The organism is Aggregatimonas sangjinii, assembly GCF_005943945.1.
Taxonomy (GTDB): domain Bacteria; phylum Bacteroidota; class Bacteroidia; order Flavobacteriales; family Flavobacteriaceae; genus Pelagihabitans; species Pelagihabitans sangjinii.
Map to the genome: position 1 here is coordinate 2,742,328 of NZ_CP040710.1, position 17,774 is coordinate 2,760,101.

General features: G+C 42.9%; 16 protein-coding genes and 1 tRNA gene. 8 read left to right on the forward strand and 9 right to left on the reverse strand.

Annotated elements, in window-relative coordinates; translation table 11 throughout:
- The first annotated feature begins 241 nt into the window (after window positions 1-241).
- Complete coding sequence (locus FGM00_RS11425) at window positions 242-703, forward strand: UxaA family hydrolase (RefSeq protein ID WP_138853032.1); 462 nt, start codon at window positions 242-244, stop codon at window positions 701-703.
- Between the two features lie 139 nt (window positions 704-842).
- Here the strand turns inward: FGM00_RS11425 and corA are convergent, their stop codons facing one another.
- The 3 genes from corA to yiaK all read right to left on the reverse strand — a co-directional run bounded on the left by corA (window position 843) and on the right by yiaK (window position 4,687).
- On the reverse strand, window positions 843-1,949 hold the full coding sequence (gene corA / locus FGM00_RS11430) for a magnesium/cobalt transporter CorA (protein WP_138853033.1): 1,107 nt from the start codon (window positions 1,947-1,949) through the stop codon (window positions 843-845).
- Window positions 1,950-2,055: 106 nt separating this feature from the next.
- On the reverse strand, window positions 2,056-3,099 hold the full coding sequence (locus FGM00_RS11435; protein WP_138853034.1) for a zinc-binding metallopeptidase family protein: 1,044 nt from the start codon (window positions 3,097-3,099) through the stop codon (window positions 2,056-2,058).
- Window positions 3,100-3,679: 580 nt separating this feature from the next.
- Window positions 3,680-4,687 (reverse strand): 3-dehydro-L-gulonate 2-dehydrogenase, encoded by a 1,008-nt coding sequence (yiaK, locus tag FGM00_RS11440; RefSeq protein ID WP_138853035.1) that lies wholly within the window; start codon window positions 4,685-4,687, stop codon window positions 3,680-3,682.
- Window positions 4,688-5,367: 680 nt separating this feature from the next.
- Between yiaK and FGM00_RS11445 the strand changes: the two genes are divergently transcribed.
- Window positions 5,368-5,451 (forward strand) — tRNA-Leu (locus FGM00_RS11445).
- A 30-nt stretch (window positions 5,452-5,481) separates the two neighbouring features.
- Here the strand turns inward: FGM00_RS11445 and FGM00_RS11450 are convergent.
- A complete protein-coding gene (locus FGM00_RS11450) occupies window positions 5,482-5,745 on the reverse strand; it encodes a hypothetical protein (protein WP_138853036.1) in 264 nt (87 codons plus the stop codon).
- A gap of 295 nt (window positions 5,746-6,040) precedes the next feature.
- Here FGM00_RS11450 and FGM00_RS11455 point away from each other — a divergent pair, with 295 nt between their 5' ends.
- From FGM00_RS11455 to FGM00_RS11470, 4 genes are read left to right on the forward strand one after another with little or no spacing between them, the layout of a single operon-like run.
- Complete coding sequence (locus tag FGM00_RS11455; RefSeq protein WP_138854696.1) at window positions 6,041-6,943, forward strand: MerR family transcriptional regulator; 903 nt, start codon at window positions 6,041-6,043, stop codon at window positions 6,941-6,943.
- A 29-nt stretch (window positions 6,944-6,972) separates the two neighbouring features.
- Window positions 6,973-8,430, forward strand: a complete 1,458-nt coding sequence (locus tag FGM00_RS11460) for a phytoene desaturase family protein (protein WP_138853037.1) — start codon at window positions 6,973-6,975, stop codon at window positions 8,428-8,430.
- A gap of 3 nt (window positions 8,431-8,433) precedes the next feature.
- Window positions 8,434-9,273 carry a phytoene/squalene synthase family protein gene (locus FGM00_RS11465; RefSeq protein ID WP_138853038.1) on the forward strand — a complete coding sequence of 280 codons (840 nt, stop codon included), beginning with the start codon at window positions 8,434-8,436 and terminating at the stop codon, window positions 9,271-9,273.
- Window positions 9,274-9,720 carry a sterol desaturase family protein gene (locus FGM00_RS11470; RefSeq protein ID WP_138853039.1) on the forward strand — a complete coding sequence of 149 codons (447 nt, stop codon included), beginning with the start codon at window positions 9,274-9,276 and terminating at the stop codon, window positions 9,718-9,720.
- Between the two features lie 2 nt (window positions 9,721-9,722).
- On the opposite strand, the gene FGM00_RS11475 is transcribed toward FGM00_RS11470, so the two are convergent.
- From FGM00_RS11475 to FGM00_RS11495, 5 genes are all read right to left on the reverse strand, one after another.
- On the reverse strand, window positions 9,723-10,280 hold the full coding sequence (locus tag FGM00_RS11475; protein ID WP_138853040.1) for a redoxin domain-containing protein: 558 nt from the start codon (window positions 10,278-10,280) through the stop codon (window positions 9,723-9,725).
- A 154-nt stretch (window positions 10,281-10,434) separates the two neighbouring features.
- Window positions 10,435-12,708, reverse strand: coding sequence for an aconitate hydratase (locus FGM00_RS11480; RefSeq protein WP_138853041.1), 2,274 nt, complete (start codon window positions 12,706-12,708; stop codon window positions 10,435-10,437).
- A 196-nt stretch (window positions 12,709-12,904) separates the two neighbouring features.
- Window positions 12,905-13,858 carry an AAA family ATPase gene (locus FGM00_RS11485; RefSeq protein WP_138853042.1) on the reverse strand — a complete coding sequence of 318 codons (954 nt, stop codon included), beginning with the start codon at window positions 13,856-13,858 and terminating at the stop codon, window positions 12,905-12,907.
- Window positions 13,859-13,867: 9 nt separating this feature from the next.
- Window positions 13,868-15,322: a peptidylprolyl isomerase gene (locus tag FGM00_RS11490; protein ID WP_138853043.1), complete on the reverse strand. Its 1,455-nt coding sequence runs from the start codon at window positions 15,320-15,322 to the stop codon at window positions 13,868-13,870.
- Window positions 15,303-16,193, reverse strand: coding sequence for a peptidyl-prolyl cis-trans isomerase (locus tag FGM00_RS11495; protein ID WP_138853044.1), 891 nt, complete (start codon window positions 16,191-16,193; stop codon window positions 15,303-15,305). The genes FGM00_RS11490 and FGM00_RS11495 overlap by 20 nt, the downstream gene beginning before the upstream one ends.
- A gap of 120 nt (window positions 16,194-16,313) precedes the next feature.
- On the opposite strand from FGM00_RS11495, the gene FGM00_RS11500 reads away from it, so the two are divergent.
- Together FGM00_RS11500 and FGM00_RS11505 are read left to right on the forward strand one after the other, a co-directional pair.
- Entirely contained in the window at window positions 16,314-16,565 is a 252-nt protein-coding gene (locus tag FGM00_RS11500; RefSeq protein ID WP_138853045.1) for a hypothetical protein, read from the forward strand.
- 17 nt (window positions 16,566-16,582) lie between these two features.
- On the forward strand, window positions 16,583-17,725 hold the full coding sequence (locus tag FGM00_RS11505) for a serine hydrolase (protein ID WP_138853046.1): 1,143 nt from the start codon (window positions 16,583-16,585) through the stop codon (window positions 17,723-17,725).
- Window positions 17,726-17,774: the final 49 nt, after the last annotated feature.

Below are 17,774 nucleotides of genomic sequence, written 5' to 3' on the forward strand. Positions count from 1 at the left end.
CTATTAAATTTTTGTAGCTGACACCGTTCAACACCGGTTTTCTGAATCGGGCTTTCAAGGATACTCGGATGCCGAAATAATTGATAAACTTTAAATCAATTCCATATTCGATTAAAATCTACCCATTGGCTGACATATTGGGTTTGAACACCAGAAGCTAACAAACCCTTTTTTAGCTATACCTCGGGAGACGAGGCATGTGCCAAGTCGCTACGCTAAAAATAGGATAAGACGAACATCAATGTCCAAAAGTTATTTGCAGATCGATCGTTCAGACAACAATGTCGTGGCGTTGCGTAATCTTGCCGCCGGAACGGTCGCTACCATCGCAAATCAGACGGTTGTTCTACAAGAAAACATCAAGGCGAAGCACAAATTTTCACTCAACGATTTTAATGTTGGCGACGCTATTCTAATGTACGGGGTATTGATAGGGAGAGCAATAGCGCATATTCCCAAAGGAAGTGCTATTACCACAGCGAACGTAAGCCATACAACCGCGCAATTCAATGACGCTGAAGAAACCTACAAATGGGCCCCGCCCAATGTGAGCAAATGGCAAGACCGGACTTTTAACGGCTATCACAGAACTGATGGAAGCGTCGGTACCGCCAACCACTGGTTGGTCATTCCGCTTGTTTTTTGTGACAACAGAAATGTAGATGTGCTCAAAGCCGCCTTGTTGAACGCGCTTCATAATTAAACAGCAGAGGATATTGGCGGCGATGATACTACTTAGGGAAGAAGAGCAACTTGGTCAATGAAGCGGATGAACAATTAGCAATACATCCCCGTAGTTAAAGAACTATTGACCGAACAACAATTATCTTTCTGGTTTTTCGCTAAAGCCATTTTCGCTTCTTAAAATACAGGAGCATACCAATCGCCACAACAATCATTACGCCCCACATAATGAAGTAACTATACTCATATTTCAGTTCCGGAACTACTTCGAAATTGGTGCCATAAATACCTGCGATAAAGGTCAGGGGGATAAATATTACAGAAAAAATGGTCAAAAATTTCATGATATCGTTCAACTTCGTGCTAATCGTCGTGTGATAAATGTTAAGTTGGTCCGAGAGGATGTCGCGGTAGGTTTCCGATGCATCCACAGCTTGGTTGATGTTATCCAACAATTCTTTGAAGTGCACTTGAGTAGACTCTTTAATTACTTCCGATTCTACCTTCGACAATGACAGAATCATTTCCTTGGCCGGTGTAATATTCTTTCTTAGAAAATTCAATTTTCGCTTGTAGGTGTATATTTCATCAATAACACTTTTTTTAGGTTCTGTTAAAAGATTCTCTTCCAATGTCTCTATCTTTTCACCTAAAAGACCGATGATATATATGTAATTGTCGATAACGATGTCGAGCAACGCAAAGGTCAAATAGTCGGTGCCACCATTGCGAATGCGTTTTTTTTGAGTACGAATTCGTTCACGTACCGGTTCAAAAACATCACCCCTTCTTTCCTGAAATGACAGGAGCACCGAGTCAGTAATGATCAAACTGAGATTCTCCACTGAAATACGACCACTTTGTTCGTCTTGCTGTAACATTTTAATGGAGAGCAGAATACAGTTACTAAAATCATGTACTTTGGGTCGGGCGTGCACATCCATTACCTCGGCAAGTACCAGTTTGTCAAAATCGAATCCCTCCGCTATATTCTCGATAACATTGGTATCGTGAAGACCATCGATATTGAACCAGGTAACACTAGCATTTTTGCGATGTTCCAAGACTGTTTGTATATCTCCAATAGTTTCTTCCTTAAAATCTTTGGCGTCATAATCGACCATACGCAGCACGACTTGATCCATTTTTCGCTCTCCACGAAACGAAATATCATCCGGTGCGAGACCGATATCCTCTTTCCGTTTTTTTGCAAATCCCGTTAGGCTGCGGGAAACCGATAATATATCCTTTGTGTTTAAATGCATCGTCATTTTTTTATTGATGGAAATGGCATGGAGAAGATAATCATTTCGTGGTGGAGTTTTGATTTTCCATGATATGAAAAATAAATTTTTCAAGCATTTTTCGTAATCAGCGTTTCGACAATAATATATTATGGATAAACTTCATTTTTTTAACAACTCCCATATTTATAACAAATGGATATACATCGGGTATTCCCATGGCCCGATTAATACTGTTTACGGCAAAGGAAAGAGGAACACAGGTATTGACAATGGCCTGGAAGTCTTCCTTAATGTAGGGGTCGAAAGATACCCTAGTCTTCAAATTTTTCGTATTCTTATTCGGATTTACCTTCAAACGAAAGAAATGGGCCGTCTCTACCATATCCATAATATGAAGATAATGCGCCCAGGTCTCCGCCCAATCTTCCCATGGGTGCGATGTTGCATATTTGCTGATATACGAATCGCTCCAATCTTGTGGTGCACCCTTAGCATAATAAGACCGCAGGGCTTCGGTATAGCTCACGCGTTCATCGCCGAAAATCTCCCTAAACTCCGCTAGCACATTCTTTTTTCTTAAAACCAATCGCTCCCAGAAGTAGTGGCCCACTTCGTGTCTTAGATGGCCGATCAATGTGCGGTACGGTTCCTGTAGTTGTTTTCTAATCTGCTCCCTCAACACGGAATCTGCTTCTCGGAGCAAAATGGTGATGACCCCATTTGCATGCCCCGTCATAATGTTGGGATTACCTCCTTTAGCGATAAAGTCAAAACACAAGCCTTCATCGCTGCTCATCTTGCTTGGCAAATCCAGTCCGATTTTAAGGAGTTGATAGATGAGTCGATGTTTCGCCACCTCCAAGTTTTTCCATTTTAAAAAATTCTCCTTATCGGAAAGATTGGGAATAGTTCGATTCAGTTGGCAAGCAGGACAATATTCTTTTTTGCTTGTTTTTTCCAAAACCCAATTACAAACCCCATGCGCTTTGTTTTTACAGTATTTATATTCGATTTTTTCCCGGTCGGAAATCATGACCGAAGACGAGGAATCGAACGTGAGCATTTTACGGTCATTTTCGCGATAGCCACAGGAATGACCGCAGTTTTCGCATACATTGTTTTCAAAATACAACGGATGATTGCAGTTGCCACATTGAAAGACTTTCATAGAGAGTATTTTAAACTTGAGAAAATAACCGTTGCTATGTGGTGTTTTCGAAAAAAGGATTTCCCGTAGGTCATTAAGATATCAGGTTAAATCTTTTTTGAAGTCGAGTCCCGCATCCTTCCATTTTCATCTAACTCAACGATAATTGAAACCCTGATATTTTTGATACTATCACTAAAATCGTAACCACGGGGCGATATCCATCAATTAATGGTAAAGGTGATTTGGAATCGGCACCATTACCGATGAATACGATACTAGAACGCACTTTGATATCTTCGTGTTCTGGCTACCGCCTAGTAAAGGTGAGCAAAGATACCCAAAGTATCTTTTTGTAACGTTTCGTTTTCATCGAATTCAAAGAGTCCCGAAATCAAACCCCAATGAATAGCATGATTGCAATTGCCCGACTTGTACTCTTTAGGTTTTAAGCGCTAACTCAAAATGTCTGGAACAATTTCTAGAAATATCCTCGGGACAGCTGAAAACAAAAATAAGTCCATTTGCAAAAAAACTTTACCAGGAACTCTTCAAGATATACAATAAAAAAGCACAGCCTTTAAAATCGGGATGCCAACACTTAGGAAACCCTTTCCAAAAGGGCATCCCAAACTTCATCGTGAATAGGAATACCTTCTTTCATGTGTTTCTCCCTTCTTTTTACCGTTCGGCTTCCAGGATAGTCGACCGAGCCACCTTCCTTTGCGGGTGCCACATTCATCACATGACGTATGATTTCATCGACCAATGCCTTATGCCTACCCTCACCGTTCATTTGCTTGGCGTCAAAACAAATGAATACTTGAGACAATCCGTACTCCACCTCCATTTCACCTATTTTGGCGGTCGACCTCCCTGAAGAAAGTAAGGTCACCAATAAATCGACCAAAATGGAAAGCCCCGATCCTTTCCAATAGCCCGTTGGCAGTAATCGTTGGGAATCCAATATTGCTTTCGGGTCGTTCGTCAATTCTCCCTCGGCATTGTACCCTCCGGGAAAGGGAAGCGCCTCCCCGTTGAGGACCAACCGCTCCATTTTTCCATAAGAGAATTGCGATAATGCCATATCGAGAACGATGTGTCCTTCTGCTCTGGGAACCGATACGATAACGGGGTTGTTGCCCGTGTTGGCCTCTTTTGCGCCCCATGAGGGCATATTGGGGCATGTATTGGTAAAACATAGGGCTATACATCCGGCTTCCGCAGCTTGCCAACCGTATGTGCCGCCACGCATCCAATGACTTCCATTTTGAAGCGCCACGCATCCCATACCCGATTCTTTGGCCAACGCTATCGCCCGTTTGGTACAAAAGTCGGCGATTAATGGACCGGGGCCCAATTTGCCATTCCAGCGTTCAAAGCTACCCAAGGCCAATTCCCTTTCCGGTTTCACACCTAGTTGTACATAACCATCCGTTATGGTGCTCAAAAATGCTTCAAATCGGTTTACGCCATGGGAATGATAGCCGTCTACGGTAGAATCGGCAAATATCTTGGCGCACAACGCGGCTTCCGATTCGGAAAATCCAGTATCTGAAAGCAGTTGTTTCAATACTTCCAGTAATCTTTCATGAGTAACTATTGCCATATGTTATTTAGGTATTTCTAGTAATGTATCGAACAAATCAAGACTTTTAAATAGGTTTTCGGGCTCTGCCTAACTGTTGATCATTTTGCCAAAGCCCGCGATATCCAATCACCATGCATCGAATTAATAATCATTTAAGTAAAGAATCATACCTGCCTTGGGTACGCCTCGGTCTGGAATGTCATAATGCCCATAAATTTATGTGAACGGTGCATATCATCTGCTGACAATATATTTCAATTTTTCTTTTAATCAATTGAAACCTCGACCTTTCATGGCGAAAGTCAGCTATAATAGCACAAGCTTGCCTACTCTCCATCGCAAGGTGAAACAGTGCTCCTTTCTACCAATCACGCCGATTCGATTACCCCCTCTTAAAACCATTATACCGTCTATGGTAAGGGCTTCATCATTCTTTTTGCCTAGGCATTACTTGTTTAATCGTCGTTCTAAAGATAAACTATCTGAATATTGTTCGATTGACACGAATAACCATTTAATAGAAGACCTTAAGACAACACTTTCACCACCTGATTACCCGGCCAAGACTGCGCATTTTTATATTGACCTTATAACTACGAAGTTTCAGTTTCGTTTTTTTGATGATGTACTCTCATTAAAATTCATCATTTAGTTTTCTGTTAGCATATAGCTTTCTATATTTGCCCACCGATTTAACAGCGCACGTGGCGGAATTGGTAGACGCGCTACCTTGAGGGGGTAGTGTTCGCAAGAACGTGGAAGTTCGAGTCTTCTCGTGCGCACAATAAGACCGTCATCTATGGCGGTCTTCTTTATTCTGGAGGTATTGGCAAAAAATGCGGAAGTTCCCCCCGAGACTTCGGGGTTCTCGTGCGCACAATTAGACCGTCATCTATGATGGTCTTCTTTATTTTTGTGGTATCGACAAAAAATACGGAAGTTCCCCCGAGACTTCGGGTTCTCGTGCGCACAATAAGACCGTCATCTATGGCGGTCTTCTTTATTTTTGTGGTATTGACAAAAAATGCGGAAGTTCCCCCGAGATTTCGGGGTTCTCCTGCGCAGAGCAAAACCATCTTTTATTGTAGCATCAGTAAAGTACGGTGTCCTTGAAGTCCTCTCGACGCTCTGGAATTCCTAGGAGTAAAGGGAATTTGTTTACGGTGGATTTTCTTTTATTCGCAAAATCATCCTCAGGACGGCTAAGAAATTATCCTAAATACAATGGAAATTCATAAGCTTGAAAATGCCATCATCCTGCGAAAAACAGTAGTATTTGCTTGTTCTGTGTTGATTTTCAAAAATTAACGTTTCCCTTTTAATTTCGCCTAAGATAAAATCGTAAATTTGTTTAAGCATATGAATAAAAGCATGAACAATGTAAAGAAGTACTTTAGTATTCGGGATTTGGAGAACCTCTCGGGCATTAAAGCCCACACGATACGAATATGGGAAAAAAGGTATAATCTTCTTAATCCTGAGCGCACGGAGACCAATATTCGTACCTACAGTCTGCAAAGTCTTCAAAAATTGCTCAATATTACAATGCTCTACCACAACGGGTATAAAATCTCAAAGATCGCCCGAATCAATCCATCGGACATCCCCTTGGTAGTCAAAGAAATCGTTGCGAAAAGTAGTGTGAAAAACAACGCCATTAATGCCTTTAAACTGGCGATGATCAACTTTGACCAATCTTTGTTCTTAAGTACTTACAACGGTTTAACCGCGGAAAAGTCGTTCCGGGAAATTTTCCGCGATGTGTTTCTTCCTTTGCTCAATGAACTAGGACTGCTATGGCAGACCGATACCATTAGTCCTGCGCACGAACATTTTGTTACGGGACTCATCAAGCAGAAAATACATTCCAATACGGAAAGAATACAGCATCTTGAGCCCACACGTACCGATAAGATATTCGTGCCATTTTTACCCGAAAATGAAATTCATGAAATCGGTTTGTTATATGTTAACTATGAAATAGTTTTAAGGGGTTACAAGTCAATATATCTTGGCCAGACGACGCCTATGGAAAATCTTAAGGATGTTATGAAATATTACGACAATATTCATTTCATCTCCTATTTCACTGTCGTACCCACTAAAGAACATATTGAAAAATACGTTAACGATTTCAATGAGATGGCGCTTGAAAATAACAACACTTCCAAGTTATGGACACTAGGCCGACAAAATCAATATCTAGATGCTTCAAAACTACCTGCGAGTGTGCGCAGCTTCAATTCAATCGAACAAATCGTTGAGCAGTTATAAATTGCCTCTCACCTACAGCATTCCTAAAAATGAGTAAAAGCGTTATCGTTATCGGTTCAGGTTTTTCATCGCTGTCAGCTGCTTGCCATTTGGCGAAAGCAGGTTTCAACGTGTCGCTATACGAAAAGAACAGTACATTGGGTGGGCGCTGTAGACAATTTAAGAAAGAGGGATTTACCTTCGATATTGGCCCCAGTTGGTACTGGATGCCCGATATCTTCGACAAATTTTTCGCCGACTTCGATAAAAAAAGATCGGATTATTATGAATTGGACAAACTTGGACCCGCATACAAGATTTTTTTTGCGGACGATGTAATTACTATTGGAGATAGCCTGGACAAAATCTGCGTAGAGTTCGAACGTCTTGAAAAAGGAAGCGCAGCGCACCTTAGAAAATTCATCAAGCAGGCTCAGGAAAATTATGATATAGCGATAAATAAGATCGTGCTGCGACCTGGTATTTCTCCCCTGGAGTTGGTTACTCCGGAAACCGCCATGAGGGTCGACCAGTTTTTTAAGACCATAAGCGGTCAAGTACGTAAAAAATTCAAGAACCCGAAGTTGGTTTCGACCTTGGAATTTCCCGTGCTGTTTCTTGGGGCCAAACCCAGCAGCACCCCCTCATTCTACAGTTTTATGAATTATGCCGATTTTGGTTTGGGCACGTGGCACCCCAAAGGCGGCATGTATGAAATCGTAAAAGGCATGGTGGCGTTGGCCAAAGAGCTGGGTGTAACGGTGCATACCGACAGTCCAGTCGAGAAAATACAGGTCGAAAATAAAAAAATTACCGGGGTTTTGGTAAAAGGTAAGTTCGTTCCGGCTGATATCGTCCTGAGCGGCGCAGACTACCACCACTCCGAGACACTTTTAAGCGAAGAGCACCGACAATATTCGGAGGCCTATTGGGATAAGAAAATCTTTGCTCCGTCCTCCTTGCTCTTTTATATCGGATTCGATAAAAAATTGAAAAACATAGAACACCATAATCTCTTTTTCGATACTGATTTCGAACGGCACGCCGAGGAAATCTACGATTCGCCAAAGTGGCCGACCAATCCGTTGTTTTATGTTAATTTCCCATCGGTCACCGACGCATCTATGGCCCCAAATGGTTGTGAGACAGGGTTTTTTCTTATTCCTATTGCAACCGACCTAGAGGATACACCGGAATTGAGAGGTCAATATTTTGATATCATCATTAAAAGATTCGAAGAGCGCACGGGGCAAGATGTTAAAAATAATATTATATTTAAAGAGTCTTTCTGCGTGAAGGATTTCGTTGAAGACTACAATTCATACAAAGGCAATGCCTATGGTATGGCTAACACGCTGCTACAGACTGCGTTCCTACGGCCAAAATTGAAAAGTAAGAAAGTAAAGAACCTGTTCTTTACCGGACAACTAACGGTTCCGGGTCCAGGAGTGCCGCCCTCCCTTATTTCCGGAAAAATCGTATCTGAATTAATTGCAAAAAATCGGTAATTTATGAAAGCCATTTTTGACGACGTCTCGTATCAGTGCAGCAAGCTCGTAACAGAGTCTTATAGCACTTCTTTCGCCTTGGCCACGAAAATGTTGGGAACCTCGATAAGAGCAGACATTTATAATATTTACGGTTTCGTTCGCTTTGCGGATGAAATAGTGGATACTTTTCATGATTATGATAAGGAACAGCTGTTCGCCAAGTTTGAAAAAGAGTTGGATGATGCCCTATCCGATAAAATCAGTCTGAATCCTATTCTGAACTCCTTTCAACATACGTTTCACAGATACGGTATTCCTCGACACCTTGTCGATGCTTTTATGAAAAGTATGAAAATGGACCTGCACAAGACCGTTTACCATACAGAAGAGGAATACAAGGCCTATATCTATGGATCAGCAGATGTGGTAGGCCTTATGTGCCTGCAGGTATTCGTTGCCGGCGACCTCCAGCAATATGAGAAGCTAAAGCAATCGGCCATGTCGCTGGGTTCAGCATTTCAAAAGGTAAACTTCTTAAGGGACCTAAAGGCAGACTACGAAGGATTGAACCGCACCTATTTTCCAAATACCAATTTGATGGAACTCGACGAGCATTCCAAGAAAAAAATCGTCGATGAAATTAAGGCAGACTTTGAATCGGGCTACCGGGGTATAGAACAGTTACCGGCAACAGCCAAATTTGGCGTTTATACCGCATATAAGTACTATAATAAACTGCTGCAAAAATTACAGAACACACCGCCGTTGGAAATAAAAAATGCCCGTATACGGGTACCCAATTATCAAAAATTCGGACTACTGGCGAAGTCCTATGTTAACTATAAATTGAATTTGGTCTAGATGAAAGTAGTTATTTGGATAGCATTATTTTTTGGAACCTTTTCCCTTATGGAATTCATGGCTTGGTTCACGCATAAATACATCATGCACGGTTTTTTATGGAGTCTGCACAAAGACCACCATCATAAAGATCATGACTCCTGGTTTGAACGGAATGACGCCTTTTTTATCTTCTACGCCGTGGTAAGCATGTTGCTTTTCTATGCTGGTGCTGATGGCTGGTGGTACGGTTGGTCGCTCGGCTTTGGGATTTTAGCTTATGGCGTCGCCTATTTTTTGGTACATGACATCTTTATTCACCAACGATTCAAATTATTCCGAAATGCCAATCATTGGTATGCCAGAGGTGTGCGTAGGGCTCATAAAATTCACCATAAACATTTAGGAAAAAGTGATGGGGAATGTTATGGGATGCTCTTTGTACCCTTTAAGTACTTTAAAAAGTAATGTTATTTTTCCGCAAGTATCTCGTCTATAACATCGGTCACTTTTCCATTCGTCCAATCGGAAATATCTGTTTGATGAATGCGGATGTATCCATTTTTATCTAGTAGGTAGCAACCCGGGGGTGGTAGTAAAGGAAGCGGGGCAGGTTCGCCTATAATCTGATACGTAATTGGGAGATTGTATTTGTTTTTATTTAAAAATTCTTCCGCGGGCTCCCTTTCCTCATCGGTTATAAGATAAAAATCCACTCGGTCACCATACTGTTCATACAATGTCTCGATTTCTTTGAACTGGGCTCTGGAAGGAAGGTGCCAAGACGCCCAAAAGTTTATAAAAACCACGTTACCCTTCGATTTGTTAAAATTGAAAAAATCCCATTTCCCATCTTTCAACTTCCAATTGTAGCTGTCGATTTTACCACAATTCTCTAATTCGATTATCGCTGGTGAAGCGGCAAAAATCCGATTTAAACGTACTTTAAAAAAATCGCCCAAAGGCGTCAAGAAACAAGCCAGTACAAAGGCAATGATAAGGAGAGTGAAGAAAGAGCTTTTTTTCATTAACCGAATTTAGAATTACGTTTCTGCCAAAACTAAAAAACTCCCGAAGACTTTCGAGAGTTTTTCTTCATTTATAATAGAAAAGCCATACACCGGACTGGATTATCATGCTATTCTTCGCCAAAAATCATGGGCGATTGATAAGACATCCTTTCTAGGCCGCATTCTCTTTTTTAATAACGTTCAATGCAGACCCTTCGCGATACCAATTGATTTGTGCATCATTGTAAGTATGATTCACCTTAATGGTGTCGGTACTCCCATCGGCATGCACGACTTCAATGGTTAAGGGCTTATCGGGAGCGAAGTCCGCGATATCGACGAAATTAAAGGTATCATCTTCTTGAATAAGGTCATAATCGCTTTCATTCGCAAACGTCAAGCCAAGCATCCCCTGTTTTTTAAGATTGGTTTCATGAATTCGCGCAAAAGACTTCACGATAACCGCAGCTACCCCTAGGTGACGAGGCTCCATGGCGGCGTGCTCACGTGATGAACCTTCACCGTAATTGTGGTCACCTACGACGATCGTTCTAATCCCAGCGGCCTTATATTCCCGTTGTGTGTCGGGAACTCCTCCGTATTCTCCAGTCAGCTGATTTTTCACGAAATTCGTTTTCTTATTATAAGCATTAACGGCCCCGATCAAACAGTTGTTCGAAATATTATCTAAATGCCCCCTGAAGCGCAACCACGGCCCCGCCATTGAAATATGATCCGTAGTGCATTTTCCGAAAGCTTTGATCAGCAATTTCACTCCTTGTAATTCATGGTCTTCTATCGGTACGAAGGGTTCGAGCAGTTGTAAGCGTTCGGAATCGGGCGCTACTTTAACGACAACCCCGGAACCATCGGCATCCGGTGCCAGAAAACCGGCATCTTCTACCTCAAAGCCTTTTGGCGGCAATTCCCAACCTGTGGGCTCCTCGAACTTTACTTCCTGACCTTCTTCATTGATCAGCGTATCTGTAATCGGGTTAAAATCCAACCGTCCAGCCACTGCAATCGCCGCGGTCAACTCTGGCGATGCCACAAAAGCATGGGTATTCGGATTCCCATCGGCACGTTTGGCAAAGTTTCTATTAAAGGAATGCACGATACTGTTCTTCGGTGCATTTTTAGGATCACTATACCTGGCCCATTGCCCAATACACGGGCCACAAGCGTTGGTGAAAATCTTGGCATCCAATTTTTCGAATACGCCCAAAATACCATCCCTTTCCGCAGTAAAACGCACCTGTTCGGAACCGGGATTGATTCCCAATTCGGATTTCATTTTAAGTCCTTTGTCCAAAGCTTGTTGCGCAATAGACGATGCCCTTGATAAATCTTCATACGATGAATTCGTACAAGATCCTATCAAACCCCACTCTACTTGTATAGGCCAATCGTTCTCAGTAGCCTTTTCCCGCATATCGCTTCCGACTTCCGTAGAAAGGTCAGGCGTAAAAGGGCCGTTCAGCAAAGGTCCCAATTCAGAAAGGTTGATTTCGATCACCTGGTCAAAATACTGTTCCGGGTTGGCATATACTTCTTCGTCCGCGGTCAAATATTCCTTGACCGTGTTGGCGGCATCGGCAACATCGGCCCTATCCGTAGCCCTCAAATAGCGCTCCATAGACTCGTCATACCCGAAAGTAGAAGTGGTCGCACCGATTTCGGCGCCCATGTTACAAATGGTTCCTTTACCGGTACAGGACAAGGCCTTGGCCCCTGGTCCAAAATATTCGACAATCGCTCCTGTCCCACCTTTTACGGTTAGGATTTCGGCTACTTTTAAGATTACATCCTTTGGAGCTGTCCACCCGGAAATGGTCCCGGTCAACTTTACCCCTATCAATTTCGGGAACTTCAATTCCCAAGCCATACCTGCCATTACATCAACGGCATCGGCACCCCCTACTCCAATGGCGACCATTCCCAATCCGCCGGCATTTACAGTATGCGAATCGGTACCGATCATCATGCCGCCCGGAAAAGCGTAATTCTCCAATACCACTTGGTGAATGATGCCTGCTCCTGGTTTCCAAAAACCGATACCATATTTGTTTGAAACGGACTCTAAAAAATTAAAGACCTCGGCACTCGTATTGTTGGCTGATTTTAAATCGGCCTCCGCACCGCTCTTGGCCTGAATAAGGTGATCACAGTGTACTGTTGTAGGCACGGCGACCTTTGGCTTCCCGGCCTGCATGAACTGCAATAAGGCCATCTGCGCCGTAGCATCTTGACAAGCGATACGATCGGGTGCAAAATCAACATAGTCCTTTCCCCTCGTGTATGCCTTGGTAGGGGTACCCTCCCAAAGATGTGAGTATAAAATCTTTTCAGAAAGGGTCAATGGTTTACCAACGACCTCGCGTGCCGCATCGACCTTTTTCGCCATGTTGGCGTAAACCCCTTTGATCATATCAATATCAAATGCCATTCGTTATAAATTTAAGATTCATGTAATCCCACGAAGTTAATAAAATACTAGGGGTTACTAAAATTTTAGCTTCAGGATTGAACTTATTTTTGGGAATTGATAAAGAGAAGTGGGTTAGAGTGAAGCAATGCCCACCGGTACGGCCCGAAAATATAAGTTGCGCAAGCCGCCCTGTCCCCTAATTGTGAAACGAAGTTTACAGCAATTTCGAAATAATGGCCTCCTCTGAAATGCCCTCAGCCTCTGCCTTGTAATTCTTTATAATACGATGTCTTAGAATACCCATAGCTACCGCTTGTACATCTTCGATATCCGGGGAGAACTTTCCGTTAATGGCCGCGTGCGCCTTGGCTCCTAAAATTAGATTTTGTGAGGCTCTCGGTCCTGCTCCCCAATCGATGTAATTCTTTACATAGTCGTCGGCGGCTTTAAGGTTTGGCCGCGTACTGTTCACCAGTTTTACAGCATACTCCACCACATTGTCCGGCACCGGAATACGACGCACCAACTGTTGCACCTCAAGAATTTCGGCAGCATTGAACAAGGTATTCACTACCGGTCTATGATCGCTGGTAGTAGATTTCACCACTTGTACTTCCTCACTGATCGAAGGGTACTTCAACTCGATAGCGAACATAAAACGGTCGAGCTGTGCCTCTGGCAAGGGGTAGGTACCTTCTTGTTCTATGGGGTTTTGCGTTGCCAGAACGAAATATGGCAAATCGAGTTGATGTTGTTGACCGGCAATGGTCACCGAACGCTCCTGCATCGCTTCCAGCAAGGCGGCCTGTGTTTTCGGGGGTGTTCGGTTGATTTCGTCAGCCAGGATAATATTAGAAAAAATAGGTCCCTTGATAAACTTGAAGTTCCTACTTTGGTCAAGCACCTCGCTCCCTAAAATATCACTGGGCATTAAATCAGGAGTGAATTGAATTCGTTTAAAGTCCAATCCCAAGGTCTGCGCGATGGTATTGACCATTAAGGTCTTTGCCAGTCCGGGAACGCCAATAAGCAATGAATGACCCCCGGTGTAGATAGATAAAAGAATTTGGTCGATGACTTCATGCTGTCCTACGATAACCTTACCGATCTCTTGTTTTAGGTCTTTATGTCTTTGTACTAAATTCGTAATCGCTGTAACGTCTGACATTGAAGTGGTTTATTCTTTAACCCAATTGTTGGCGAAATCGCAGTCTTTGCGGGAATCGTTAACACTGATATACGTTTCCTCAATATGTTCGTCCATCCATTTTTTGATGGCATTGAATTGTTTTTCCGTTTTCGCCAATTGTTGAATTTTGGTATAGTCCTTCGCAAAATCGGCAGTATGCTCATCATATCGGTTGGTAACCTTCATCAGCTTAAAAGAAATACCACCACCTCTCTCGTCCTGCTCTTCTATGGGATAGGAAATCTCATTGTCCTTTAGGTTACGTACTTGGTTGTAAAGTGCTGGATCCATTTTGGTCAATTCAAAACGTGGGCCGAAATCCTGGGGATTGCGCAATTGCCCACCATCAAATTTGGTTTCTTCCTCATCGGAAAAGTTCAACGCCGCTTCGGCAAAAGTGTATTTGCCATCAAGGATTTGTTGCCGCACACTATCCAATTCGGTCTTGGCGTTTTCCAAGGCTTTCGATGATATTTCGGGCTGCAATAATATATGCCTTACATCTAGTTCTTGGCCGCGTATTTTTTCCATATACATGATATGCCAGCCGAACATCGTCTCAAAAGGTTCGGAAACCTCACCTTCCTTTAAAGTGAAAGCCACATCTTTAAACTCCTTCACCAAACCAGAATTTTTCGTGACTCCGGGAATGAGTCCGCCCTGTGATTTTGAGGGGCCCTGTGAATACAGAATCGCCTTTACGCTAAAACTGGCATCGTTATCCTCGACATCAGCTTTGATCTTATTCAGTTTGTCCAGAGTTGCCTGTACTTCTACATCGGTCGGCTTCGGCTTTTTGACGATTTGGGCGATTTCCATCTCGGCACCGAAAACAGGTCGCTCGTCCTCGGAAATCTTATTGAAGAACTGGCGCACTTCCTCGGGAGTTATCTCTATCTCGGAAACGATATTCTGCTGCATCTTTTCCGATAGCATACGCAGTTTGTTGATTTTGTATAGCTCTTGTCTAAAACTGGCCTCATCTTCCTTGCGGTAATACTTGAGCACCTTCTCCATAGAACCGATTTGCTGCACCAATTGCTGTAACTGACGGTCCCCCTGTGCATTCACCTCGTCATCTGAAACCAGAATGCTATCCTGAACCGCTTGATGGGCGTACAAACGGTCCTCCATCAATTTACCCAGCAAGCCACACTCCGTGATGTCCTCTGTTGACGCTCCTTGACTGCGAAGATCGATCAAGGTCTTTTCGATATCCGATTCCAAAATCACATAATCCCCTACGACCGAAGCGATACCATCGAGTTTGGTTCTTTTGTACGTAGGCTTTACCGTATCTTTTGCAACTGCCATTTCAGCTGCGAGTGTAGTATCTTCAGGGGCTATTTGCGCGTCGGGAATACTGTCTAACTGTTGGGCGAAAACGGCACACGAAAGGAATAATGAACACCCTAACGCAACCTTATTTATCATCTTTTGCATACACTTCAAATTCTTTGTCCTTAATGGCTTCATCGATAATCTCCGTTTCGAGCTTGCGAATATAATCAAGCCGTCGTCTACTGAGCAATACTTGTTTGATGGTAGGTTCTATGTAGGAAAGTGGGGCGATATCGTTTGCTTTCAAAACGTCGGTAATCTTGGTCAAATATACCCCCTTTGCATCCTCCAACTCGAAAAATTGTGATTTTTTTAAGTACTCTTTCTCATTTTCAGCGGTCAATGGCGGTATTTCAGAAATAACCCTGTCTACCGTCACCCAAAGGGAATCGTTAAAATTCAGTTTGTTGAAATGCACTCCGATAGAATCTAAATATTGAATGTCATCGGCGTTGAACCGCTTCAACGTCTTAATTACCTCATCCTTGTTCAAAAATTGATTCGGTAGCTGTACAAATCGCAATTGTACCAGTTTTTCCTTTAGACGAAAGTTCTGCTTTTCGATATTGTAAAAATCCTCCAGCTCTTGATCGGTCACCAAAGAATCGCTACCTTGAGCGACCAAGGCTTCTTTGTAAGCTCGGGTGTACAGATCATTCCTATAATTCGCGACCAATTCATCGAACTCCGCCAGCTTGTCCTCGGAAAGATTGATCTTGGCCTTACCTAATAACAATTTATTGGAGGCCCAGTTGTTGATATAACTGGTGACAAAAGAAGCACTGTCCTCCTTCGACATATTCAAGCCCAAAAGCGGTTCTATCTCAGAGCGATACAAATACGCTTCCCCCACTCGGGCCAAGGGTTCCTGGTCGGGCTGCTTTTCAAAAAATTTTCCACAGGAATAAAAACCGAATACAAAGAGAACACCTCCCAAAGAGGAGAACACTTTCTTAAAACCTGAAGTTTTCATGTGCATCGTGCAAAAATAGCAAATACCTTTTGCTGCGCAAGCTACCATTAGGTTCCTTGGCTAATTTTTAACGATGTACCGGAATTTAGTACCTTCGGTATTCTCAACAAATAGAAAAAAGTGGATAGGGAAATCAAATTGATATGGGACTTTAAAGGCCCGAACGGGGCCCAAACAGCGGTTCACCATGAAAAACACTTGAAGGAATACATTGCTGTTGAGGGGTTACCGCTACACATTACAGGGAGTCAACATCTTTCGGATATGCATAGCCTGGCATTTATGGTCATCGCCGAAAAAGATATGATGGCCGTCAGGGATGCCCTGAAACCACATCGAGCCGAAGTATGGGTTGCCCAGGAAAAGAAATAATCAGAAAAGCGGTAGCAATGAAAAATCACCTTCTTTTTTTGTTCATAAGCTGTTTTCTTTTTTCCTGCGGAGTTAAAGAACCCTTGCAATCGAACCTTTTGGAGCAGGCATTGGCTTCTAAACATCCAAAAATAAAGCGTGTAGTCGACAGTCTTTCGCGGTACGAGGTACAAATCAAGTATACCCGTATCGATAGAAAGGGCGAACAGCTGGTTTTGGAGGATTTTGATTTTCAAGTGGATTCTACCCGCTACTTTTATCCTGCAAGTACGGTCAAGTTTCCTATTGCACTCTTGGCCCTATCGAAACTGAATGGGTTGAAAGGAATAAATCGAAACACCAAATTTTATGTAGAGGGCGATTCGTTGACCACTACTTTCGCCAAAGAAATCCAAAAGATTTTCGCCGTGAGTGACAACGAGGCGTACAATCGGCTTTTCGAATTTTTAGGACAAGATCATATCAACACCGAATTGCATCGCATTGCACTAGGTCCGGTTCGTATCTCACACCGACTCTCTACCCCCGAAGCAGACGAAATAACGACCAAACCACTCATTGCATACCTCAACGACAGCACCACCACGACCCTACCCGGAAGCATTAATACTACCGCAAAAGCGCTCGTTTTAAAACATATTGAAAAAGGTTCTGGCTATCGATCCGAAGATTCTTTGCTTCGGGAGCCTTTCGATTTTAGCCTAAAAAATTATTATCCCATTGAAACGCAACATCGATTACTCAAGACGGTCATGTTTCCGGAATTATATAAACAGGATGAGAAAATAGACCTGACGCGGGAACAGCTCGATTTTGTACGAACGGCCATGCGTACAGTGCCCAAAAATACGGGCTATGATGCCGACACCTATTATGATGGATACTGTAAATTTTTCATGTACGGAGATACTAGGGAAAACATTCCAGAACATATCAACATTTATAATAAGGTCGGTGATGCCTATGGCACTCTAACGGACACCGCCTACATACAGGACACCAAAAACGGTGTGGAATTTCTGTTAACGGCCACCATTCTAGTTAACAAAAATGGTATTTTCAATGACGATACTTACGAGTACGATGACATCGGTTTTCCGTTTTTGGCACAACTTGGAAGGGAACTGTATCGTCTTGAATTGGAACGTAAAAGCAATTAGGAACTAGGCCTGCCGTCCAGAAGCCTCGCGTTGAGAGGGCAAACGGCAG